Here is an 18,848-nt window from a genome sequence, read left to right as displayed (position 1 = left end):
CCGGCGGAGGGGTCACCTCCGCCAGCGATCTCAAGTCCGTTCAGGCCTTCGCGCGCTTCAGGCCGAGACCGAGGCTGATCCAGCCAATGCCAGCGACGACAAGATCGACACCGAGGAATATGCCCAGGATGTAGATGCTCGACACAGGCCAGCGTGCGAGGATCATCAGGCCGAGGATCAGCGTGACAGCACCGGACAGCACCACCCATACCCACGACTGTTCGCGGTTCACACTGAAGGCAAGCACGATCTTGACGATACCGGAAGCGACCAGTGCAGCGCCGAGAACGAATGTCAGAACGGCCGCTGCGAGAATCGGATTCTGGAGCGTCACAATGCCCGCGACGACATAGAGAAGGCCAAGAAGAACCCATAGGGCGAACTTGCCCCAGCTCTTGACCTGGAATGCACCGATAACTTCGCCCGCCCCCGCGACGATCATCATGATGCCAACAAAAAACACGCTGACGACCGTCGCCATAACCACGCTGCCCAACGCCATGATGCCGGCGATCAGGTAGACGATGCCCAGTGCAACGATCCACCCCCACTTGACCCGCAGCGGCGCGAGCTCCTCCGAGCCAGCCGAGGGATTCAGCCCTTCAGCAGAGTGCGACATGATATAGCCCCTTCCTTGGATTTAGTATTGCGTAGAGTAAACTATAGCCAAACCTTGACAAGCCGTCATCGTAACATGGCTCGGCTGCAATAAACACAACCCGATCTCTGAGCCAGCCGATGGCACTGCGTGTAGAGATTGCACTCCTAGTCCCGGCGTTCCCGCGACTGAAGAGTATTCCCACATAGCACGAGCCGTTTTCAAGAAACATGATTAAGATCAAAGACCGCACAGTGGAAAGGCGCGACGCGTTTTGCACTCTGTCCTTAGAGATGGGAGACCTGTAAAAAACCGAGAGATCGTCACCGCCTCATCTAGGTGAAGGGAGAAGTATCATGACCACCGTCAAACTCTGGACCGATGCGGACGTTGAATCGTCTCCCGGTGACCGGCGCCCGGCTAGACGCTTTCGGGCAGATAGATGCCGAACGGCAGGTAAGCGTCGGAGACGCGCGCCGACGCTTTCGCCGACAGGCTCTGCGCCATCAGCCGTACGACCTCGCGGCTGATCGCCTGGATCGGCGTGTCGATCACCATGGTGATCGACTTGTCGGCCAAAGCGGCGCGCGAAAGTGGGGTCAACTCGTTGCAGACGACAACGGGCCTGCGTTCGGATGCCATGCTGTGGACCGCCTCGATCGCGCCCTCCATGCCTCCGCCTGCCATGTAGCAGCCGACGAGATCGGAGTGTTTTTCCGCGAGTTCGAGAAGCGCGTCGCGCGTAAACTCGGAATCCTCGAAATTGACCAGAGTATCCAGGATAGAAAACCGGGGCGCCTCCTCGCGGAAGTAGGCCCTGAACCCCATCTCCCGTGCCTCCTGGCCCTGGAAGCGATGGCTGCCGATGAACAGCGCGATCTTTCCTGGCCGAGGCGCCGAGTTTGCGATCATCCAAGCCGCCGTCCGGCCGACCTTGCCGTTGTGCACGCCGACATAGGCTTGCCGGGTGCCGGCCGCGACGTCGGAGAGCAGCGCGAACACGGGAACGCCCCGTTCCATGCAGCGCGCGATGGCGGCGTTGACCGCGGGATGTTCGGTAGCCACTACCGCAACCGCCATGCTGCGATCGGCCAGCGCGGTGAGCCTGTCGGCTATCTGTTCCGGGTCCCGGGGGCTTGCATGCTCGAATGCGGGGATGCCACGGAAGTCTGTTGCCTCGGCGACCGCCTCGGCCAGATATCGCGTGAAATTGACGTAGAAATCTTGTCCGGTGTCTAGCAGCAGGAAGCCTAGTCTGTATTCGGGCAGTTCCTCCAAAAGTCTGCGGCCTATGAGGCCCGAGGCGTGATATCCGACTTCCAGCGCCGCCTCGTGGACACGCTTGGCTGTCTTCGGCCTCACATGCGCCCGCGCGTTGAGTACGCGGTCGACGGTCGCGACGCTCACACCCGCCGCCTTGGCCACCAGTTCGATCGTCGGACGATTCGCCATTTGGTCCGGACTCTCCTGTATCGGCCTGCGCCGACGCGTCCTTGATAGAAATGATAGATTCTACCTCAAAAATATTGAGGCCATATCTCACGGAAGGTATAAGTCTGGCAAGATGTGGCGGACCCGGAGGAGCGGTTTCCCAACCGTCTCGCCGTCGAGGAAGAAAGACACATGAGCACTATTGACGGGAATGTCGGCAAGCCGAAGAGGGACTACAGCCTCGTCGGAGAAAGCACGAAGAGGGCTATCGAGACCGGCCTCGCGTCCGCCGAATGGTATCATACCGACATTCCCCGCAAGACGATGAAGGAGCTGATGCAGCGCTCCGATGGCCCTGCGATCCGCGACACCGTCCTCTGGATTGCCCTGATACTCGGCTCAGCTGCCGGCGCCATCCATTTCTGGGGCACGTGGTGGTGCGTGCCGTTCTTTGCCGTCTATGGCGTTCTTTACGCGTCTTCCAGTGACTCGCGCTGGCATGAATGCGGCCATGGAACCGCGTTCCGGACACGCTGGATGAACGATGTGGTGTACGAGATCGCGTCTTTCATGCAGATGCGAAATCCAGTGCAATGGCGCTGGAGTCATGCACGGCATCATACAGATACGATCATCGTCGGGCGCGATGCCGAAATCGCCGTGATGCGTCCGCCCGATCTTCTGCGTGCAGCGCTTAGCTTCACCGGCTTACTCGACTTCCGCTATCTGCTTCCGATCCTGTTCAGGCAGGCCGCGGGGAAGCTCTCAGACGACGAGAAGAGCTATATTCCCGAGACGGAGTGGCACAAGGCCATCGCGGCGGCGCGCTGGCACGTCGCGATCTACGTCGCGACCGTCGCCCTTGCTTTCTACACATGGTCGTTGCTGCCGCTGATGCTGATTGGCGGTGCGCGCCTCTATGGCACTTGGCACATGGTGCTGACCGGGCTTCTGCAGCACATCGGCCTCGCCGACAATGTCACCGACCACCGGCTGAATACCCGCACCGTCTACATCAATCCGATCAGCCGATGGATCTACTGGAACATGAACTACCATGTGGAACACCACATGTTTCCGATGGTGCCCTATCACGCGTTGCCCAGGCTGCACGAACTGATCAAGCACGACCTGCCTGCGCCCAATCCTTCCATGTGGCATGCCTATAGGGAGGTATGGCCTGTCGTTCTCAGGCAATTGCGCTATGAGGATTTTTACCTGAAGCGCGAGCTTCCCGCGACGGCCAAGCCGTACAAGGAGGAGTTCCACATATCATCGTTCCCGCTGCCGAGTAGGCCCTGATACCAGCCAACGGTCGGCCTGAGCCTGTCCGGTGAGCCAGATGGAAGACCCACATGTCAAACTGGATAGAAGCCTGCGCAGCCGACGACGTGGACGAGGAGGACGTTATCCGCTTCGATCATGACGGCCGTACGTTTGCGATATACCGCTCACCGGATGACGAGTATTTCGCCACCGACGGCCTCTGCACACACGAGAAGGTGCATCTCGCCGACGGGCTGGTGATGGACGATATCATCGAGTGTCCCAAGCACAACGGCCGCTTCAACTACAAGACGGGCGCAGCGAAAGGCGCGCCGGTCTGCGTAAACCTCAAGACCTATCCGGTGAAAGTAGAAGCCGGCATGGTCATGATTCAGCTGGACTGAACCGATGGGCGACCGTGGCGCGGTCATCGTCGGCGCGGGTGAATGTGGTGCTCGCGCCGCCTTTGCCCTGCGCGAGGAGGGCTACGCCGGCTGCATCACGCTGATCGGCGCAGAGCGTCACCTGCCCTACGAACGGCCTCCGCTTTCGAAAGACGGGATGTCCGCTGACGCGCCAGGCATCAAGACCATAGCGGAAGCATCACGCTACGAGAGCGCCGCGATCCGCCTGATGCTTTCGGCAGAAGTTGTCTCCATCGAGCGCGCCGAAAAGTCGCTGCGCCTGGGCGACGGCACGACTATACCCTATGAGATGCTGCTGCTGGCGACCGGTGCGCGTCCGCGACTGTTGCCGCTCGCTGAAAAGTCTCGGCATTGCCTCTACCTACGCACGCATGACGATGCGGGCCCAATCGCTGCCCGGCTCAAGCCCGGTTCGCGCGTCATCATCATCGGTGGAGGCTTCATCGGCCTCGAACTGGCTGCCTCCGCCCGTGGTCGCGGCTGCGAAGTGACCATTCTGGAAGCTATGCCGCGCCTGCTCTCGCGCGCGGTGCCTGAGGAGATTGCGGCCGTCCTCGCCGACGCCCATCTCAGGAACGGCGTGGACATCCGCTTTGGAGCAACCATCGCCGCGATCGATGATAAGGCCGCCGGCGTCGAAGTGCGCCTCGGCGATGGTTCGACGCTGCAGGCCGATCTGTGCGTGATCGGCATTGGTGCGATCCCGAATGTCGAGCTGGCCGAACGCGCCGTGCTCGCAGTGGATAACGGCATCTGCGTCGACGAGACGCTCCGGACGAACGATCCGGACATCTTCGCGGCCGGCGACTGCTGTTCCTTCCCGCTGTCGATCTACGCTGGACGACGCGTCAGGCTGGAAGCATGGCGCAACGCTCAGGAGCAGGGAACGCTTGCCGCCGGTAACATGCTTGGCCGCCACGCCGCGCATGCTTCGGTGCCATGGTTCTGGTCGGATCAGTATGACCTTACGATCCAGATCGCAGGTCTCGCTGACGAGGGAAGAACGACCGTACGCCGCGACATGGGTGATGGCGCGTTCATCCTGTTCCATCTTGCCGACGATGGCAGGCTGGTTGCCGCGAGTGGCATCGGGCGCGGCAACGCCGTGGCGCGCGATATCCGGCTTGCCGAAATGCTGATCGCGCGTGGTGCCAGGCCTGTCGCCGACAAACTGGCGGACGCTGAAATCAAACTGAAATCACTGCTTGCCGCTTGAGGGAGGAAGACCATGGCCAAAAGAACACGCCCGACCGTCCACGATCTGCGCGCCATGAAGGGCAAGCGTCAGCTCACCATGTTGCGCGTCATGAATCTGGAGGAAGCCGAGGCTGCAGAACGGGCGGGTGTCGACATCGTCTCAATCCCTCCGGAGCTGCTGCTGGAACCGCAGTATCGCGACGCGGCTCCGACCCTCTTCTCCATGACCGGCGAGGTATTCCTGGGCACCACGGATGATTTTGTTCGCTGGTCGTGCAAGATGTACAAGGCCGACGCGGACGCGATCTACTGCAACGCAAGCTACGCCACGGTGAAGAGCGCGGCCGACGAGGGCATCCCGATCATCGGCCATGTCGGCCTTGTCCCATCGAAACGCACGTGGACCGGCGGCTTCAAGGCAGTTGGCAAGACGGCAGAAAGCGCTGCGGCTATCTGGGACGCCATAAAGCAGCTCGAATCCGCCGGTGCGATCGGGGCGGAAATCGAGGTTGTGCCCGTCGAGGTCGCCGAGGCGATCAGCAAGCGCACCTCGCTGCTGATGTGGTCGATGGGAGCCGGAGCCGGTTGCGACGCTCAATACCTTTTCGCTGACGACGTCCTCGGCCAGAACCGAGGGCACATGCCGCGCCATTCCAAGGTTTATCGCAATTTCGCCGCTGAGTACGACAGGCTGCAGGGCGAGCGCGTAGCGGCGTTCAGCGAATTCGTCGCGGATGTCCAGAACGGAGCATTTCCCGAGGACCGCTACATCTTGCGTATGGATCCCGCAGAGCGCGAAAAGTTCATGCGAGACATCGACAGCCTATGACCACCCAGTCGCGACGCCTTTGACATCCCTTTCGGCGCCTCTCCATATCCTCACCGTGTCGTGGGAAGACCGGCCTGGCATCGTCGCGTCGGTCACCGGCGAACTTGCCCGCGCCGGCGCGAACATGACCCGCCCGAACAGACGCAACGCCCTCAATGCGGCGAAACGATCCGCTACCCCGTCACGGCCACCTGACCAGAGGCGGAAGGCTCGAAAGGATCGATTCAACATTACCGCCCGTTTTCAACCCGAATATTGTGCCGCGATCGTGCAGAAGATTGAATTCTACATAACGGCCACGCCTAACCAGTTGTTCTTCACGATCTGCCTCGGTCCACGCCGTCTTGAAGTTTGCAAGAACTAGCTTCGGGTAGACTGTCAAGAACGCACTGCCCACATCCCGGACGAGACGGAAATCCGCCTCCCAACCTCCTCGTTCCTCGGTCGAGTGCTGCCAGTCAAAAAAGATACCGCCAATACCGCGGGGCTCGTCACGGTGTGGCAAGAAAAAATACTCATCACACCAGGCCTTGACCCGCTCGTAGTCGATGATCGCAGGGTTCAGTTCGCAGGCGGAACGCATCGCGTCGTGAAATTCGATGGAATCGGCGTCTTCCTGGGTTCGTCGTCGGTCTAGGACGGGCGTCAAATCAGCCCCTCCGCCAAACCACCAGCGCGACGTCACGACCATCCGTGTGTTCATGTGAACGGCCGGCACGTGTGGATTGCAGGGATGAGCGATCAGTGAAATACCACTCGCCCAGAAGCGGGGATCTTCCTCGCCGCCGGGCATCTGTTTGCGGAATTCCGGAGAAAACTCGCCAAAGACAGTTGAGGCGTGAACGCCAACTTTTTCAAAGACGCGACCGCGCATCATGGACATGACGCCGCCACCGCCCCTGCCCTGGTCGCGCAGCCAAGGAGTGCGCTCAAACCGTCCTGCTGCTTGTGCGCTGTCGCGCGTGATAAATTGGTCTTCAAGTTTTTCAAATGCCGTGCACAGTCGGTCGCGCAAGTCTTCGAACCAGGCTCGAGCACGCATTTTACGGTCTTCGATGTCTGTGGGTAGTCCGGCAGGAATATCGGGCTTTTGCATCGCCGTCCGATCACGCTGGTGGGTATAAGGCGACGGTAGCGAAGCGGCGTATCCCGTTCAAGACAGGTTCGCGGCTGTTACGCGATATGGCCGAGTCTACGTGACCACAGGCGGGCCGAATTATGGCTCGCTCTCAGAGCTGCTCTGCTCTTGCTCAGCGCCGACGATCGACGGGCCATGAACCAGATTCCACGTATAACTGAGGAACCAGTGGCAAGTGCCGCGCTGCCTTCTGCGCGAGAAATGCGTCAAACGCTCCCATTACCGGGGTCATAGCGCGATCGCTGCGGGAAACGGCAAACCACTGCCTGCGTATCGGTATGCCAGCGACATCCAACAGGGCAAGGCGCGATGTCTCCAATTCCGATGCGACGGTGTGGGCCGAAATGAATGCAACACCAAGTCCTGCCATTACCGACTGCTTGATTGTCTCGTTGGAGTCCATCTGTATGCTTTGCTTCTCAAGCCAGCCTGGCACGCTGCGCATGAAAATCTCCATTGAGATCCTTGTACCGGATCCAGGTTCGCGTACCAGGAACGACTCTTTCGCTATCCTCTCTTTCGTTATGTCGCGCTGACCTACAAGCGGATGGCCGGGCGCTGCAACTATGACAAGCGGATGATCTCCAAACACGGCAGCGCGCACAGGAATGTCCTGAGGCGGCCGACCCATGAGTGCTATATCGACTTCATGGTTGCGGATGCTTGCAATCGTCTCGGCACGATTTCCGACGACGAGCTTCATCTCGATATCGGGATACTCAGTCATGAACGCCGCCATCAGCCGCGGCGCGAAATACTTGGCGGTAGACACTACGCCGAGCCTCAGGCTGCCCCGTCGTAGACCCTTGATAGCGTCGATCTCGTCAACGAGAACCCGCAGTCGCTCCTCGATGGCCTGGGCGGCATCAAGGACGGCAAAACCTGCGGATGTCGGGCGCATGCCGGTCGGGGTCCGGTCGAAGAGTTGCAGCCCGGCTTCCTCTTCCAACTGCTGCAATTGCAGTGTGACGGCTGAAGGGGTGACACCAAGCTCGGCTGCCGCCGTGACGATCTTGCCGTGCTTGAAGATGGCTACGATCGACCTGAGTTGTCTGAGTGAAAGGTTGCGCATTCCTAAGAATAAGTATTCCTAAGGCATTCCGTAAAGAAATTAAATTTTACTTAGCTATCGATTGCTGATCCCTTCCGGTTGGGTTGCCACTCACGTTGCGCCCGGGGAGGAAATAATGATTGCCTCGACGCTCGACGCGTTCCTGAATTCCTACGCTAACTCGCAGCAGGCAATTCGAACTGATGTCGCAGTGGCCGTACGTGCGATCGCAGCGGCAGCGCTGAAGGTGCGCGCGATCATCAGCAATGTGGGCCCCGGCACAACGCATATGATTCTGCCGCGCGGCGAAGAGGATCCGAGAGGCGTTCCAGGAGCGCATGCGGCGGCCATCCTGCTAGATGCCATGCGCGACCCGCCCGTTGGCTTCTATCTCGACGCTTTGGCCGATGCGGAGGTTGCGCTCGACCCTGGTGGCACCCTCGCTATCGCAGTGCATCCGCTCGACGGTATGTCGAACATTGACATCAACGCGGCACTGGGAACGATCTTTTCGATCCTGCCCACCGTGCACGGACGGCGTGAAGGCGTCTTTCTGCAATCGGGCCGCCGGCAACTGGCCGCGGGCTTTATCGTCTACGGACCTCAACTGGGTCTCGTGCTCACGCTCGGCAACGGGACGCATGTCTTTGTATTCTCCGCTTCCATGGGCGTGTTCGTACAGGCATGGGAAAGCTGCGCGATCCCGCCGGACGCCAACGAATATGCAGTCAATGCATCGAACTACCGGCATTGGAGCAGCGCGGTACGACTGTATATCGACGATTGCCTGAGCGGCGTCGAAGGGCCGAGAAACCGCGACTTCGATATGCGATGGGGCGCATCGCTCGTCGCACACATCTACCGCATCTTGATGCGGGGAGGTGTTTATCTGGAGCCAGCCGACAACCGAAAGGGCCTTGCACAAGGCCGACTCGGACTGATCCATCAAGCCAATCCCATCGCGATGCTGGTCGAGCAGGCAGGCGGGCGGGCGACTGACGCAACCGACGATATCCTGGACAAGATTCCGGATGCGATCGACCAGCGAACGCCGCTCATCTGCGGTTCGGCCGGCGAGGTCGATCGAATTGCACGCTACCACCGTGATCCGAGCCTCATTGCCGAGCGCGCGCCGCTGTTCGGCAATCGCGGACTGTTCAGGCACTGAGGTCCGCGATGTCAACCAAGCATCCCATCATATCCATCACAGGCTCATCAGGGGCTGGCACGACGTCGGTCAAGAGCATCTTCGACATGATCTTCCGGCGCGAGAAGATCGAGGCGGCATACATCGAAGGTGATGCATTTCATGCGTTCGACCGCGCTGAGATGAAAAAGAAGATTGCCGACGCAACTTCACAAGGCAGGAACTTCACGCATTTTCACGAAGACGCAAACCTCCTCCAAAAGCTGGAATCGGTGTTCGACGAATATGGCCGTAGAGGAGGTGGCGAGACGAGGCACTATGTGCACGATGCCGACGATGAGGCACGCTACGGTGTTGAGGCAGGTACCTTTACCAATTGGGAGCCCTTCCCTCCGACCTCGGATCTGCTTTTCTACGAAGGCCTGCACGGTTGCGCCAAAACCGACAAGGTGGACGTCGCGCGTCATGCGGACCTCAAGATCGGTGTTGTCCCAGTCATCAATCTGGAGTGGATCCAGAAAATTCATCGCGACAAGGCTGCGCGCGGGTACAGCACGGAAGCCGTGACCGACACGATCCTGCGGCGCATGCCCGACTACGTAAACTACATCATTCCCCAGTTCGCGCTTACCAACATCAATTTCCAGCGCGTACCGATCGTCGATACCTCGAATCCATTTATTGCTCGGTGGATTCCCACTGCCGACGAATCGATGCTGGTCATCCGCTTCGCCAATCCTCGCGGAATAGACTTTCCCTACCTGCTTTCGATGATCCACGACTCGTTCATGTCGCGCGCCAACACGATCGTGATGCCGGCGACGAAACTCGACATCGCGATGCAACTCATCCTGACGCCGCTGATCCTCCAACTCATCGAACGCAAGAGGCGCCTGTGACCCAGCCCAATGAGACGCGTTTTTTCCAGAAACCTGCTTTCAGAGAGGATGACCCATGAACGTGCAGTCGCAGACGCTGGCCGAGGGCAAGGAACGCTACAAGTCGGGCGTCATCCCGTACAAGAAGATGGGGTACTGGGAGCCCGGCTACGTGCCGAAGGACACTGACCTCATCGCCCTCTTCCGCATCACGCCGCAGCCGGGCGTTGATCACGAGGAAGCAGCGGCCGCGGTGGCCGGCGAAAGCTCGACGGCGACCTGGACGGTGGTGTGGACAGACCGGCTGACGGCCTGTGAACTGTATCGCGCCAAGGCGATCAAATCGGAACCTGTTCCCAACACCGGCCCAGGCACCAAGACAGAGCAGCAGTATTTCGCCACCATCGCTTACGACCTCGATTTGTTCGAGCCTGGATCGATCGCGAACCTGACGGCGTCGATCATCGGCAACGTGTTTGGCTTCAAGGCAGTCAAGGCCCTTAGGCTTGAAGACATGCGCATTCCCGTCGCTTACCTGAAGACCTTCCAGGGTCCAGCAACGGGGATCGTGGTCGAGCGCGAGCGGCTCGACAAATTCGGGCGCCCGCTGCTCGGCGCGACAACCAAGCCCAAACTCGGTCTGTCCGGTCGCAACTACGGCCGCGTTGTCTACGAGGCACTCAAGGGCGGGCTCGATTTCGTCAAGGACGACGAGAACATCAACAGCCAGCCGTTCATGCATTGGCGCGACCGCTACCTCTACTGCATGGAGGCGGTCAACAAGGCGTCGGCCGCGACTGGCGAGGTGAAGGGTCATTACCTGAACGTGACTGCCGGGACGATGGAGGAAATGTACGAGCGCGCCGAATTCGCCAAGCAGCTCGGCTCGGCAATCATCATGATCGATCTGGTGATCGGGTACACGGCGATCCAGTCGATGGCGAAATGGGCGCGCCGCAACGACGTGATCCTGCACCTGCATCGCGCCGGTAATTCCACGTATTCCCGGCAGAAGAACCACGGCATGAACTTCCGAGTCATCTGCAAGTGGATGCGGATGGCGGGCGTCGATCACATCCATGCCGGAACCGTCGTGGGCAAGCTAGAAGGCGACCCGCTGATGATCAAAGGCTTCTACGATACGCTGCGCGAGGAGCGCACGCCGCAGAACCTCGAGCACGGACTGTTCTTTGACCAGGAATGGGCATCGTTGAACAAGGTGATGCCCGTAGCCTCCGGCGGTATTCACGCCGGCCAGATGCACCAGCTGATCCATTATTTAGGAGAAGATGTAGTGCTGCAGTTCGGGGGCGGCACGATTGGCCATCCCGACGGCATCCAGGCCGGTGCCACCGCTAACCGTGTTGCGCTGGAAGCCATGATCCTGGCCCGCAATGAAGGCCGCGACTATCTGCGTGAAGGACCGCAGATACTCGAAGAGGCAGCGAAATGGTGCTCGCCGCTGAAGGCCGCTCTGACAACTTGGAAGGATGTGACCTTCAACTACGAATCCACAGACACGGCGGACTTCGTGCCGACACCCACAGCCAGCTTCTGATCGCAAGGAAAACAGTCATGATGACCAATCCGGGAAACAGGGTCACGCAGGGACAGTTCTCGTTCCTGCCTGACCTCACCGACACCCAGATCTCCGCTCAGATCAAATATGCGCTCAAGAACCACTGGGCAGTCAGTGTCGAGTACACCGACGACCCTCACCCCAGGAACACCTACTGGGAGATGTACGGCAACCCGATGTTCGATCTCAAGGATCCGGCCGGCATCCTGATGGAAGTCAACAACTGCCGGAAGGCTATGCCCAACATGTATATTCGCGTCACGGCCTTCGACTCCACAAAGGGCTGGGAAGCGCCGCGCATGTCGTTCATCGTCAACCGTCCGCCGAACGAACCGGGCTTCAGGCTGGTGCGTCAGGAGCGCGACGGTCGCAGCCAAGGCTACTCAATCATTCCCTACGCCACTGACCGGCCGGAAGGGGAGCGGAGCTGATGGGGCGCTGACGAGATAGGTAGATGAGCCAAGCCGATGGACGCTGAACTGCTCCCCGACGATGCAGTGGTTGACCTGCAGGCCGAATTCGAGGCATCGCACGTCGATGAGGTCATGGCTAAGCTCGACCACGAACTGGTCGGGCTGAAGCCGGTCAAGACACGCATTCGTGAGATTGCCGCGCTGCTGCTGGTCGACCGTCTGCGGCGAAAGTTCGGAATATCGTCCGATACGCCGACGCTGCACATGAACTTCACCGGCAATCCGGGAACCGGCAAGACCACGGTCGCCCTGCGCATGGCAGAGATACTGCATCGGCTGGGATACGTGCGCGAGGGGCACCTTGTGGCGGTGACGCGCGACGATCTGGTCGGGCAGTATGTTGGCCATACCGCTCCGAAAACGCGTGAGGTCATCAGGCGAGCAATGGGTGGCGTACTGTTCATCGATGAGGCCTACTACCTCTACAAGCCGGAGAACGAGCGCGACTACGGGCAGGAATCAATAGAAATCCTGCTGCAATGCATGGAGACGAACCGCGACGACCTGGTGGTCATACTGGCCGGCTACAAGGACAAGATGGACCGGTTTTTCCTGAGCAATCCCGGGATGCGCTCTCGAATAGCACATCACATCGATTTCCCTGACTATCGTCCTGATGAGCTGGAATCGATCGCCGAACTCATGTTGGCGGAACAGAACTACAGGCTGAGCCCCAGCGCGACCCGCGCGTTGTCGGAGTACATACCGCTGCGCATGAGCCTACCCCATTTCTCGAACGCGCGTTCGATCAGGAATGCACTGGACCGCGCGCGGCTGCGGCAGGCAAACCGGCTCTTCAGCCAGCGAAGCCGAAACCTGACGCGCCTCGACCTGATCACCATCGAGGAAACCGACATACGCGGAAGCCGCATCTTCTTGGAAGGCAAGCTCGAGGGTGAACCGCAAGAAATCGAACGGGTGTGAGCGCGCACGGAAAGCAGATCGACATGGACGGACGAAACATCATCGCGCCTTCGATGCTGTCAGCGGATTTCTCCCGGCTGGGAGATGAGGTCGAAGCCGTTGTCGCTGCGGGCGCAGACTGGATCCATCTCGACGTCATGGATGGGCATTTCGTCCCCAACATCACTTTCGGCCCGCCAGTAATCAAAGCAATACGTAATCGTACCGACAGGCCGTTCGACTGCCACCTGATGATCGCACCGGCAGACCCATATCTGCCGGCTTTCGCCGACGCCGGTTGCGACATCATCACTGTGCATGCCGAAGCGGGCCCGCATCTAGACCGCTCGCTGCAGACGATCAGGAGCCTCGGCAAGCGCGCCGGCGTATCGCTCAATCCGGCGACGCCGGAAAGCGTGATCGAATACGTACTCGACCGGCTCGATGTCGTGCTTGTGATGACGGTTAACCCGGGCTTCGGCGGCCAGAGCTTCATTCCGTCCATGGTCAACAAGGTGCGCCGCATCCGGGAAATGATAGGCACGCGACCGATCGAGATCGAGATTGACGGTGGCGTGACGCCCGAAACTGCGCCGCTGCTGTCGGCGGCGGGTGCCACCGTTCTGGTCGCAGGGTCGGCGATTTTCAAAGGCGGCGGCAGCGCGTATGGCCGTAACATCGACGCCATTCGCGTAGCGGCGGCTTACGGCTCGCAGGGCAAACTGGCATCTTAGAAAGGGATAGCATGGGCGCGGTTGCACCGGTTTGCGATTTCGGCTGGCAAGCGATCGATGCGACCCTCCCAGGCGTCGATGGACAGGAGCACAGGATTCTCGGCAGCGGACTGAATGGCGGGCTGGTTGTCGCCTTCATCTGCAACCACTGTCCGTATGTGAAGGCTGTCGTCAGACGCATCGTTCACGACGCGGCCGAACTCAGGCATCACGCCGTTGGCTTCGTAGCGATAAATGCAAACGATGCCGCGAGCCACCCGGATGACTCATTCGAGAAAATGAAGCTGTTCGCCAGCACGCACGGCTTCGGTTTTCCATATCTACTGGACGAAGACCAGTCGGTGGCGCGGGCCTATGGCGCTGTTTGCACCCCCGACTTCTTTGGCCTCAACGGCAACATGCAGTTGCAGTATCGCGGGCGGCTGGACGCCTCTCGCAAGGAGGCTGGCGTTCCCGGACTGCGGCGGGATCTTTTCGAGGCCATGGTGGCAGTGGCGCGTTCCGGAGAAGGACCGCGCGAACAGATTCCCTCCATCGGATGCTCGATCAAGTGGAAGACCGAGCACTAGTCCGAGCGGACCTGACAATCGTCGACAGGCCCACGTCACCATCCACTATGACTTGAACCATTTCCGTGGAACCCACGGCAACCTCCGTGCATTAAGTCCCATGCTTCGGTGGCTGAGCCCTCCGAGATGTCAGCAGAAATCCTCAATTCAGGAGTATGCAATGACCCGCAGGTTCATGTTCGCCATGTCGTGCATCGCCCTCGTGGCTCCGCTGCCCGCGTTCGCGCAGGCACAAACCGGCTCGGCTACGCCAACCTTGCCGGAAAGCCAGATTCACGCCGCCGAGTTTTCGTCGCCATTCGAGTTCATTTCGGCTGCAACATCGATAGATCAGTTCGAGATTCAGACGTCCGCGCTCGCGGAGCAATTGGCGGAATCGCGTGAAGTCAAGCAATTCGCCGCCGACACTGCGGCGATGCACAGAGCTTCTATCGAAGCGATCCGTTCCATCGGCGCAAACGAGGGTGTGGAGATTGCGACACCGTCAATGGACGGCGAGCAGAAGGGCATGATCGGCAAGCTCGAGCCGCAGAAGGGAGCGGAATTCGACCGCTCCTACCTCGCCGCCCAAGTATATATCCACCAGCGCGCAATCGCGGTCTACAGAGGTTATGCGACCAAGGGTGGCAAGCTTGGCCAGTACGCAGCTGATACCCTCCCCAAGATCGTCGAGCAATATCAAATGGTCATCGAATTGGCCGAAAAGCTTGGTGTTGACGCTGCGCAAAAACCAGCCACCGCCTACTGAACGCAGCTTTGCCGGAGGCTAGGTCTCATCGAATTGATGGCCCGCGGACAATCAGGTCGGAACGTGAGGTTACAGTGGAACCTCGCGATGTTTCGGATGCATCTCGCGGCAGTCTATTGAGCTCGTTCAATCGCCTTGCCAAGCCAGCGACATGGGCGATGAAGGCCAAGGCGAGGAAGCACCCGATGGCGGCTGCCCCTGAGTTCAGGAGAGCCGCGCGCAACGCGAGTATAAGGAACAGGCCCGACACGGCATTGGCCACTAGGTCGAATACGGGCACCCTGCAGCCTGATACCGTTCGAGCCAAGACCACGGCAAGTTCAATCGCCAGAATCGCAATGGCAATCAGCGTGACCGTGCCATCCAGTATCAACGATTCCAACATGAGTTTCCTCGCTATCGGTGGCGTCTCATTGGAAAGCCATCCGCAAAAGATGTCCTAGGTCCTTGAAGAACACACGCAGATGCGCCGACGGGTCGGTTCGAACGAAACGCTTGTTGAGATAGGACTCCCAGACGAGTCGCTGGACATCCGGATCTTCGCAGATGGCCACGAAGCGCTCCCGGCGCTTGTCGCTGCGGTACCAGAAGCGCTGCATGAAGCCGAGCACCATGAAGACCCGACCATGCAACTTCATGAAGCGCTTTCGCACCTGCGCCAGCACCTTCGCGTCACCGGTCGCCAGGAACTGAGTGGCGGCCTCTGCAGCCAGCCTGCCGCAGAGCATCGCATAATAGATGCCCTCGCCGGATGACGGCGCAACCACGCCAGCCGCATCTCCGACAAGAACGGCGTCGCGGCCATTGTCCCAGCGTCGCAGCGGCTTGAGCGGCAACGGCGCGCCTTCCTCACGAATAGTCTCCCGCTCCGCCAAGCCCGCCTGCTCACGCAGTAGCCTCGTGGCCGCGCGCAGGTCGAAACCTTTCACTGCGCTGCCGACGCCGACACTGGTCGTATCGCCATGTGGGAACACCCATCCATAGAAGTCCGGAGAGATTGGCGACTGGTAATAGACATCGCACCTTTGCGGGTCGAAACCGACCGGCCGGCCCGCTGGCGAGCGAATGATTTCATGATAGGCGAACACATAGGGCGGGCGTGTTTCATTGGGGAACAACGTTCGGCGCACCGCCGAATTGGCACCATCCGCGCCAACTATGAGCCCCGTGAAAATGGTGTGCGACACGCCGTCTATCACGATGTGTACAGCAAGCCTGCCGTCCGTTCCCCGCTCCACGTCTCGAAATGTCGCGACGACGACTTCAGCTCCAGCCAAACCTGCCCTGTCTCGCAACCACGGATCGAAAACCTCCCGGTCCACCATCCCCACGAACCCGCCGTCAATCCGCATGTCGACACTCGCCTGTGACGGGGCAAAGATGCGGGCCGAACGAATATGCGCGGTCAGGAGATGCTTCGGGATGGCGAATTCACCTATGAGCTTTGTCGGAATAGCCCCGCCACAAGGCTTGGCACGCCCTCCCCGGTCAACCAGGAGGACGCGGTGCCCGGCTTCAGAGAGTTCAGCAGCGGCGGTGGACCCCGCCGGCCCACCGCCGACGATGACGGCATCGTAATCCGACTGCAGCGGTGGCTGGGGCCGCGTCATTCAGCAGCCTGCAGCGTGGCGGAATGCGCGGATTCGCCGTCGTTGCCCTGGCTCCGTGCACCGCGCACCGGCGTAATTTTAAGAGCTATACCTGCTGCCGCAGCAAAGATCAGACCCTCCAGCAGAAACACGCTTCCGTATGCGGAGGGCACCGACGCACCGGCCGCGCGGATGAGGTCAACCAAGACGGCCCCGGCGAAACCGCCCAGCCCAAAGGCCACCGCTTGTGCCGCTCCCCACAGGCCCATGCGCAGGCCGACACGCGATTGGCCAGCAGCACCAGCCAACGCCATCATCGACGCAATCGCGGCGACAGCAAATATGCCGTTAGAAAAACCGAGTAAAAAGACGTTGGCCTTTAAAGGCCAGTCGCCCGGCATGATGGAGGATAAAGCCATCGCGCCCAACGCCACGCCTGAGAGCAGGCACCCCCCGACCGTGAATTGTTTCAGAATGGCGGGGAAGCGGCTTGCCAGGATACTTCCTCCGGCACCCGCAAGAACCATGCCTGCGAATACACCACCGTTCTGGATGCCCGAGAGGCCAGTGGTCTCGCCGGGCGTCATGCCAAAGACCAACCCTCCGAACGGCTCAAGGATCAAATCCTGCATGCTGTAGGCAAGCATCGATACGAAAACGAATATCGTGAACAGGCGTGCTTGCGGATCGGCCCAGGCGTCAGCAAGGCTTTCGCGGAATGTCGCGGGTGATTGCGAGGTTGCAGATGCGTAATTGGCTGAAGCTGTGCGTTCAATGCCGCCCACAGCCACAATCGTCAACAGCAACGCGGCGATGCCCGTGACTGCGGTAACCTCGATCAGTCTCGTCATAGAAAACGGGTCGAGGAACTTGCCCGATATGACGGCGGCCACAGCGATTCCGAAGATCATCATCAGCCAGACCAGCGTCGCGGCGGCTGGTCGCCGCTGTGCTGACACGCTGGTTGCAAGGAGCGCAAGCAACGACGTGCCGGCAGCGCCGATACCAAATCCGATAAGGACGAAATCAAAGATCGCAAGCATCATGCCAACCGCGAAATTCTCGGCCATCAGCGCGGTAGCCATGGCAGCGCCGACCCCCGCCAACGCAAGCAGGGCTACACCACCGACAATCCACGGCGTTCGGCGGCCTCCCCGGTCGGAACCGTGTCCCCACAGCGGACGCGCGATCTGGACGCCGTAGTGCAGTCCGACGAGTGCACCCGGAACAACGGCGGCTAGTCCTAATTCGACTACCATGACGCGGTTCAACGTCGATGTGGTAAGTACAACAATCGACCCAAGCGCGGCCTGCACGAGTCCCAACCTGAAGATGCCGATCCAGCCGAGCGACCCAGGGTTCAAGTCAACCTCCTTGCATCGAGCGAATGGCGAATGCGCAGGCCAGCATGCCGAAGACATACATCGTCGTGCCGGTCGCGTTGTACCAGGCGGCATAGCGCTGCGGATCGGTCATCATGCGCGCCATGCAAATCGCCTGGCCGCCTAGCAGGACAACAACGATGATCGCGTGGATCGGAAATCCCCAAACCAGCAGCAGGATGATGACCACCGCCTGCGGCAGCGCCATGATCCAGCAGGCTAACAAGGCGGCCCGGTCCACACCAAGGATGACAGGCAGGCTCGCGAGCCCCATCTGACGGTCGCCAGCAACGGACTTGAAGTCGTTGAGCGTCATAATCCCATGCGCGCCGACGCTGTATAGCAGCGCGATAGATAACGTGGCGAAACCTGGAAATGCGCCAGTTGCGGCCGCCGCCGCTGTAAACCAGGGCAATCCCTCATAGCAAAGACCCACCGCGCCCGGCCCATACCAGCCGCTGCGCTTGAGACGAAAGGGAGGCGCGCTATAAGCCCATGCCAGCGCCAATCCGACGACCGCTGCTGCAAAAACCCATGACCCCAGCCAGAATGCAACGGCAAGCGATAACAGCGTGTTGACGACCGCGACAATGAAGCCCCAACGACCAGGCATACGGCCCGAAGGTATGACGCGATCGGGCTCGTTGATGGCATCGACTTCGCGATCATACCAGTCATTAACGGCCTGACTTGTTCCGCAAACGAGGGGTCCCGCAAGCAGGATGCCGCCAATCACATAAGGCAAGCGATCGCCAATTCCGACCCCTGACGACACCACCCCGCAGGCAAATGCCCACATCGGGGCGAACCATGTAATCGGCTTTAGAAGCTCGATCGTCGCGCCGATCGAGGGCAGCGCGGAACGACGGCGCATGACGAGCATATCGGTCATGCTTTACGATACTGTTTAC

The 18,848-nt window shown here is 60.1% G+C and carries 19 protein-coding genes; 12 read left to right on the top strand and 7 right to left on the bottom strand.

All coding sequences use genetic code 11. The annotated features are described in order from the left end of the window. Window positions 1–40 precede the first annotated feature (40 nt). Window positions 41–619, bottom strand: coding sequence for an HdeD family acid-resistance protein (locus tag ABMA32_RS05670; protein WP_349012741.1), 579 nt, complete (start codon window positions 617–619; stop codon window positions 41–43). A gap of 399 nt (window positions 620–1,018) precedes the next feature. Beyond that, complete coding sequence (locus ABMA32_RS05665; protein ID WP_349012740.1) at window positions 1,019–2,050, bottom strand: LacI family DNA-binding transcriptional regulator; 1,032 nt, start codon at window positions 2,048–2,050, stop codon at window positions 1,019–1,021. 171 nt (window positions 2,051–2,221) lie between these two features. On the opposite strand from ABMA32_RS05665, the gene ABMA32_RS05660 reads away from it, so the two are divergent. The 4 genes from ABMA32_RS05660 to ABMA32_RS05645 are packed head-to-tail and all read left to right on the top strand — an operon-like array spanning window position 2,222 to window position 5,746. Then, window positions 2,222–3,331, top strand: a complete 1,110-nt coding sequence (locus ABMA32_RS05660) for a fatty acid desaturase family protein (protein ID WP_349012739.1) — start codon at window positions 2,222–2,224, stop codon at window positions 3,329–3,331. A 53-nt stretch (window positions 3,332–3,384) separates the two neighbouring features. Further along, window positions 3,385–3,699, top strand: coding sequence for a MocE family 2Fe-2S type ferredoxin (locus ABMA32_RS05655; RefSeq protein ID WP_349012738.1), 315 nt, complete (start codon window positions 3,385–3,387; stop codon window positions 3,697–3,699). Window positions 3,700–3,703: 4 nt separating this feature from the next. Beyond that, complete coding sequence (locus ABMA32_RS05650) at window positions 3,704–4,936, top strand: NAD(P)/FAD-dependent oxidoreductase (protein WP_349012737.1); 1,233 nt, start codon at window positions 3,704–3,706, stop codon at window positions 4,934–4,936. A gap of 12 nt (window positions 4,937–4,948) precedes the next feature. After that, window positions 4,949–5,746 carry a 3-methyl-2-oxobutanoate hydroxymethyltransferase gene (locus tag ABMA32_RS05645; protein ID WP_349012736.1) on the top strand — a complete coding sequence of 266 codons (798 nt, stop codon included), beginning with the start codon at window positions 4,949–4,951 and terminating at the stop codon, window positions 5,744–5,746. 181 nt (window positions 5,747–5,927) lie between these two features. On the opposite strand, the gene hemF is transcribed toward ABMA32_RS05645, so the two are convergent. Next, window positions 5,928–6,842, bottom strand: coding sequence for an oxygen-dependent coproporphyrinogen oxidase (gene hemF / locus ABMA32_RS05640; protein ID WP_349012735.1), 915 nt, complete (start codon window positions 6,840–6,842; stop codon window positions 5,928–5,930). A 154-nt stretch (window positions 6,843–6,996) separates the two neighbouring features. Further along, window positions 6,997–7,956 carry a LysR family transcriptional regulator gene (locus tag ABMA32_RS05635; protein ID WP_349012734.1) on the bottom strand — a complete coding sequence of 320 codons (960 nt, stop codon included), beginning with the start codon at window positions 7,954–7,956 and terminating at the stop codon, window positions 6,997–6,999. Between the two features lie 115 nt (window positions 7,957–8,071). Between ABMA32_RS05635 and ABMA32_RS05630 the strand changes: the two genes are divergently transcribed. The 8 genes from ABMA32_RS05630 to ABMA32_RS05595 all read left to right on the top strand — a co-directional run bounded on the left by ABMA32_RS05630 (window position 8,072) and on the right by ABMA32_RS05595 (window position 14,966). Continuing rightward, window positions 8,072–9,103: a class 1 fructose-bisphosphatase gene (locus ABMA32_RS05630; RefSeq protein ID WP_349012733.1), complete on the top strand. Its 1,032-nt coding sequence runs from the start codon at window positions 8,072–8,074 to the stop codon at window positions 9,101–9,103. A gap of 8 nt (window positions 9,104–9,111) precedes the next feature. After that, window positions 9,112–9,981 (top strand): phosphoribulokinase, encoded by an 870-nt coding sequence (locus ABMA32_RS05625; protein ID WP_349012732.1) that lies wholly within the window; start codon window positions 9,112–9,114, stop codon window positions 9,979–9,981. 55 nt (window positions 9,982–10,036) lie between these two features. Further along, window positions 10,037–11,518, top strand: coding sequence for a ribulose-bisphosphate carboxylase large subunit (locus tag ABMA32_RS05620; protein ID WP_349012731.1), 1,482 nt, complete (start codon window positions 10,037–10,039; stop codon window positions 11,516–11,518). A 17-nt stretch (window positions 11,519–11,535) separates the two neighbouring features. Next, entirely contained in the window at window positions 11,536–11,970 is a 435-nt protein-coding gene (locus tag ABMA32_RS05615; protein WP_349012730.1) for a ribulose bisphosphate carboxylase small subunit, read from the top strand. 36 nt (window positions 11,971–12,006) lie between these two features. Continuing rightward, window positions 12,007–12,936 carry a CbbX protein gene (cbbX, locus tag ABMA32_RS05610; RefSeq protein ID WP_349012729.1) on the top strand — a complete coding sequence of 310 codons (930 nt, stop codon included), beginning with the start codon at window positions 12,007–12,009 and terminating at the stop codon, window positions 12,934–12,936. A 23-nt stretch (window positions 12,937–12,959) separates the two neighbouring features. Next, entirely contained in the window at window positions 12,960–13,649 is a 690-nt protein-coding gene (gene rpe / locus ABMA32_RS05605; RefSeq protein WP_349013336.1) for a ribulose-phosphate 3-epimerase, read from the top strand. Between the two features lie 11 nt (window positions 13,650–13,660). Continuing rightward, the gene (locus ABMA32_RS05600; protein ID WP_349012728.1) at window positions 13,661–14,218 is read left to right on the top strand and encodes a thioredoxin family protein; all 558 of its coding nucleotides are present in this window, start codon (window positions 13,661–13,663) and stop codon (window positions 14,216–14,218) included. 175 nt (window positions 14,219–14,393) lie between these two features. Further along, window positions 14,394–14,966, top strand: a complete 573-nt coding sequence (locus ABMA32_RS05595; protein WP_349012727.1) for a DUF4142 domain-containing protein — start codon at window positions 14,394–14,396, stop codon at window positions 14,964–14,966. Between the two features lie 410 nt (window positions 14,967–15,376). Here ABMA32_RS05595 and ABMA32_RS05590 read toward each other — a convergent pair whose 3' ends face one another. Genes ABMA32_RS05590 through chlG form a run of 3 tightly spaced genes read right to left on the bottom strand, consistent with a single transcriptional unit; the run spans window position 15,377 to window position 18,829 of the window. Beyond that, window positions 15,377–16,576 carry a geranylgeranyl diphosphate reductase gene (locus tag ABMA32_RS05590; protein WP_349012726.1) on the bottom strand — a complete coding sequence of 400 codons (1,200 nt, stop codon included), beginning with the start codon at window positions 16,574–16,576 and terminating at the stop codon, window positions 15,377–15,379. Continuing rightward, window positions 16,573–17,919: a BCD family MFS transporter gene (locus ABMA32_RS05585; RefSeq protein WP_349012725.1), complete on the bottom strand. Its 1,347-nt coding sequence runs from the start codon at window positions 17,917–17,919 to the stop codon at window positions 16,573–16,575. The genes ABMA32_RS05590 and ABMA32_RS05585 overlap by 4 nt, the downstream gene beginning before the upstream one ends. 1 nt (window position 17,920) lies before the next feature. Beyond that, entirely contained in the window at window positions 17,921–18,829 is a 909-nt protein-coding gene (gene chlG / locus ABMA32_RS05580) for a chlorophyll synthase ChlG (RefSeq protein WP_349012724.1), read from the bottom strand. Window positions 18,830–18,848 lie beyond the last annotated feature (19 nt).

The sequence above is a fragment of the Mesorhizobium quangtriensis genome (assembly GCF_040081925.1).
Taxonomy (GTDB): domain Bacteria; phylum Pseudomonadota; class Alphaproteobacteria; order Rhizobiales; family Rhizobiaceae; genus Mesorhizobium_K; species Mesorhizobium_K quangtriensis.
The sequence above is the reverse complement of the archived record's forward strand: the minus strand, read 5'-3'. Positions and strand labels throughout refer to the sequence as shown.

Coding starts and splice junctions, on each gene's coding strand:
- cbbX (WP_349012729.1), top strand. CDS start 12,007: ATGGACGCTGAACTGCTCCCCGACGATGCAGTGGTTGACCTGCAGGCC.
- ABMA32_RS05660 (WP_349012739.1), top strand. CDS start 2,222: ATGAGCACTATTGACGGGAATGTCGGCAAGCCGAAGAGGGACTACAGC.
- ABMA32_RS05655 (WP_349012738.1), top strand. CDS start 3,385: ATGTCAAACTGGATAGAAGCCTGCGCAGCCGACGACGTGGACGAGGAG.
- ABMA32_RS05620 (WP_349012731.1), top strand. CDS start 10,037: ATGAACGTGCAGTCGCAGACGCTGGCCGAGGGCAAGGAACGCTACAAG.
- ABMA32_RS05615 (WP_349012730.1), top strand. CDS start 11,536: ATGATGACCAATCCGGGAAACAGGGTCACGCAGGGACAGTTCTCGTTC.
- ABMA32_RS05635 (WP_349012734.1), bottom strand. CDS start 7,956: ATGCGCAACCTTTCACTCAGACAACTCAGGTCGATCGTAGCCATCTTC.
- ABMA32_RS05595 (WP_349012727.1), top strand. CDS start 14,394: ATGTTCGCCATGTCGTGCATCGCCCTCGTGGCTCCGCTGCCCGCGTTC.
- ABMA32_RS05645 (WP_349012736.1), top strand. CDS start 4,949: ATGGCCAAAAGAACACGCCCGACCGTCCACGATCTGCGCGCCATGAAG.
- ABMA32_RS05630 (WP_349012733.1), top strand. CDS start 8,072: ATGATTGCCTCGACGCTCGACGCGTTCCTGAATTCCTACGCTAACTCG.
- hemF (WP_349012735.1), bottom strand. CDS start 6,842: ATGCAAAAGCCCGATATTCCTGCCGGACTACCCACAGACATCGAAGAC.
- ABMA32_RS05670 (WP_349012741.1), bottom strand. CDS start 619: ATGTCGCACTCTGCTGAAGGGCTGAATCCCTCGGCTGGCTCGGAGGAG.
- ABMA32_RS05650 (WP_349012737.1), top strand. CDS start 3,704: ATGGGCGACCGTGGCGCGGTCATCGTCGGCGCGGGTGAATGTGGTGCT.
- ABMA32_RS05590 (WP_349012726.1), bottom strand. CDS start 16,576: ATGACGCGGCCCCAGCCACCGCTGCAGTCGGATTACGATGCCGTCATC.
- ABMA32_RS05665 (WP_349012740.1), bottom strand. CDS start 2,050: ATGGCGAATCGTCCGACGATCGAACTGGTGGCCAAGGCGGCGGGTGTG.
- chlG (WP_349012724.1), bottom strand. CDS start 18,829: ATGACCGATATGCTCGTCATGCGCCGTCGTTCCGCGCTGCCCTCGATC.
- rpe (WP_349013336.1), top strand. CDS start 12,960: ATGGACGGACGAAACATCATCGCGCCTTCGATGCTGTCAGCGGATTTC.
- ABMA32_RS05625 (WP_349012732.1), top strand. CDS start 9,112: ATGTCAACCAAGCATCCCATCATATCCATCACAGGCTCATCAGGGGCT.
- ABMA32_RS05600 (WP_349012728.1), top strand. CDS start 13,661: ATGGGCGCGGTTGCACCGGTTTGCGATTTCGGCTGGCAAGCGATCGAT.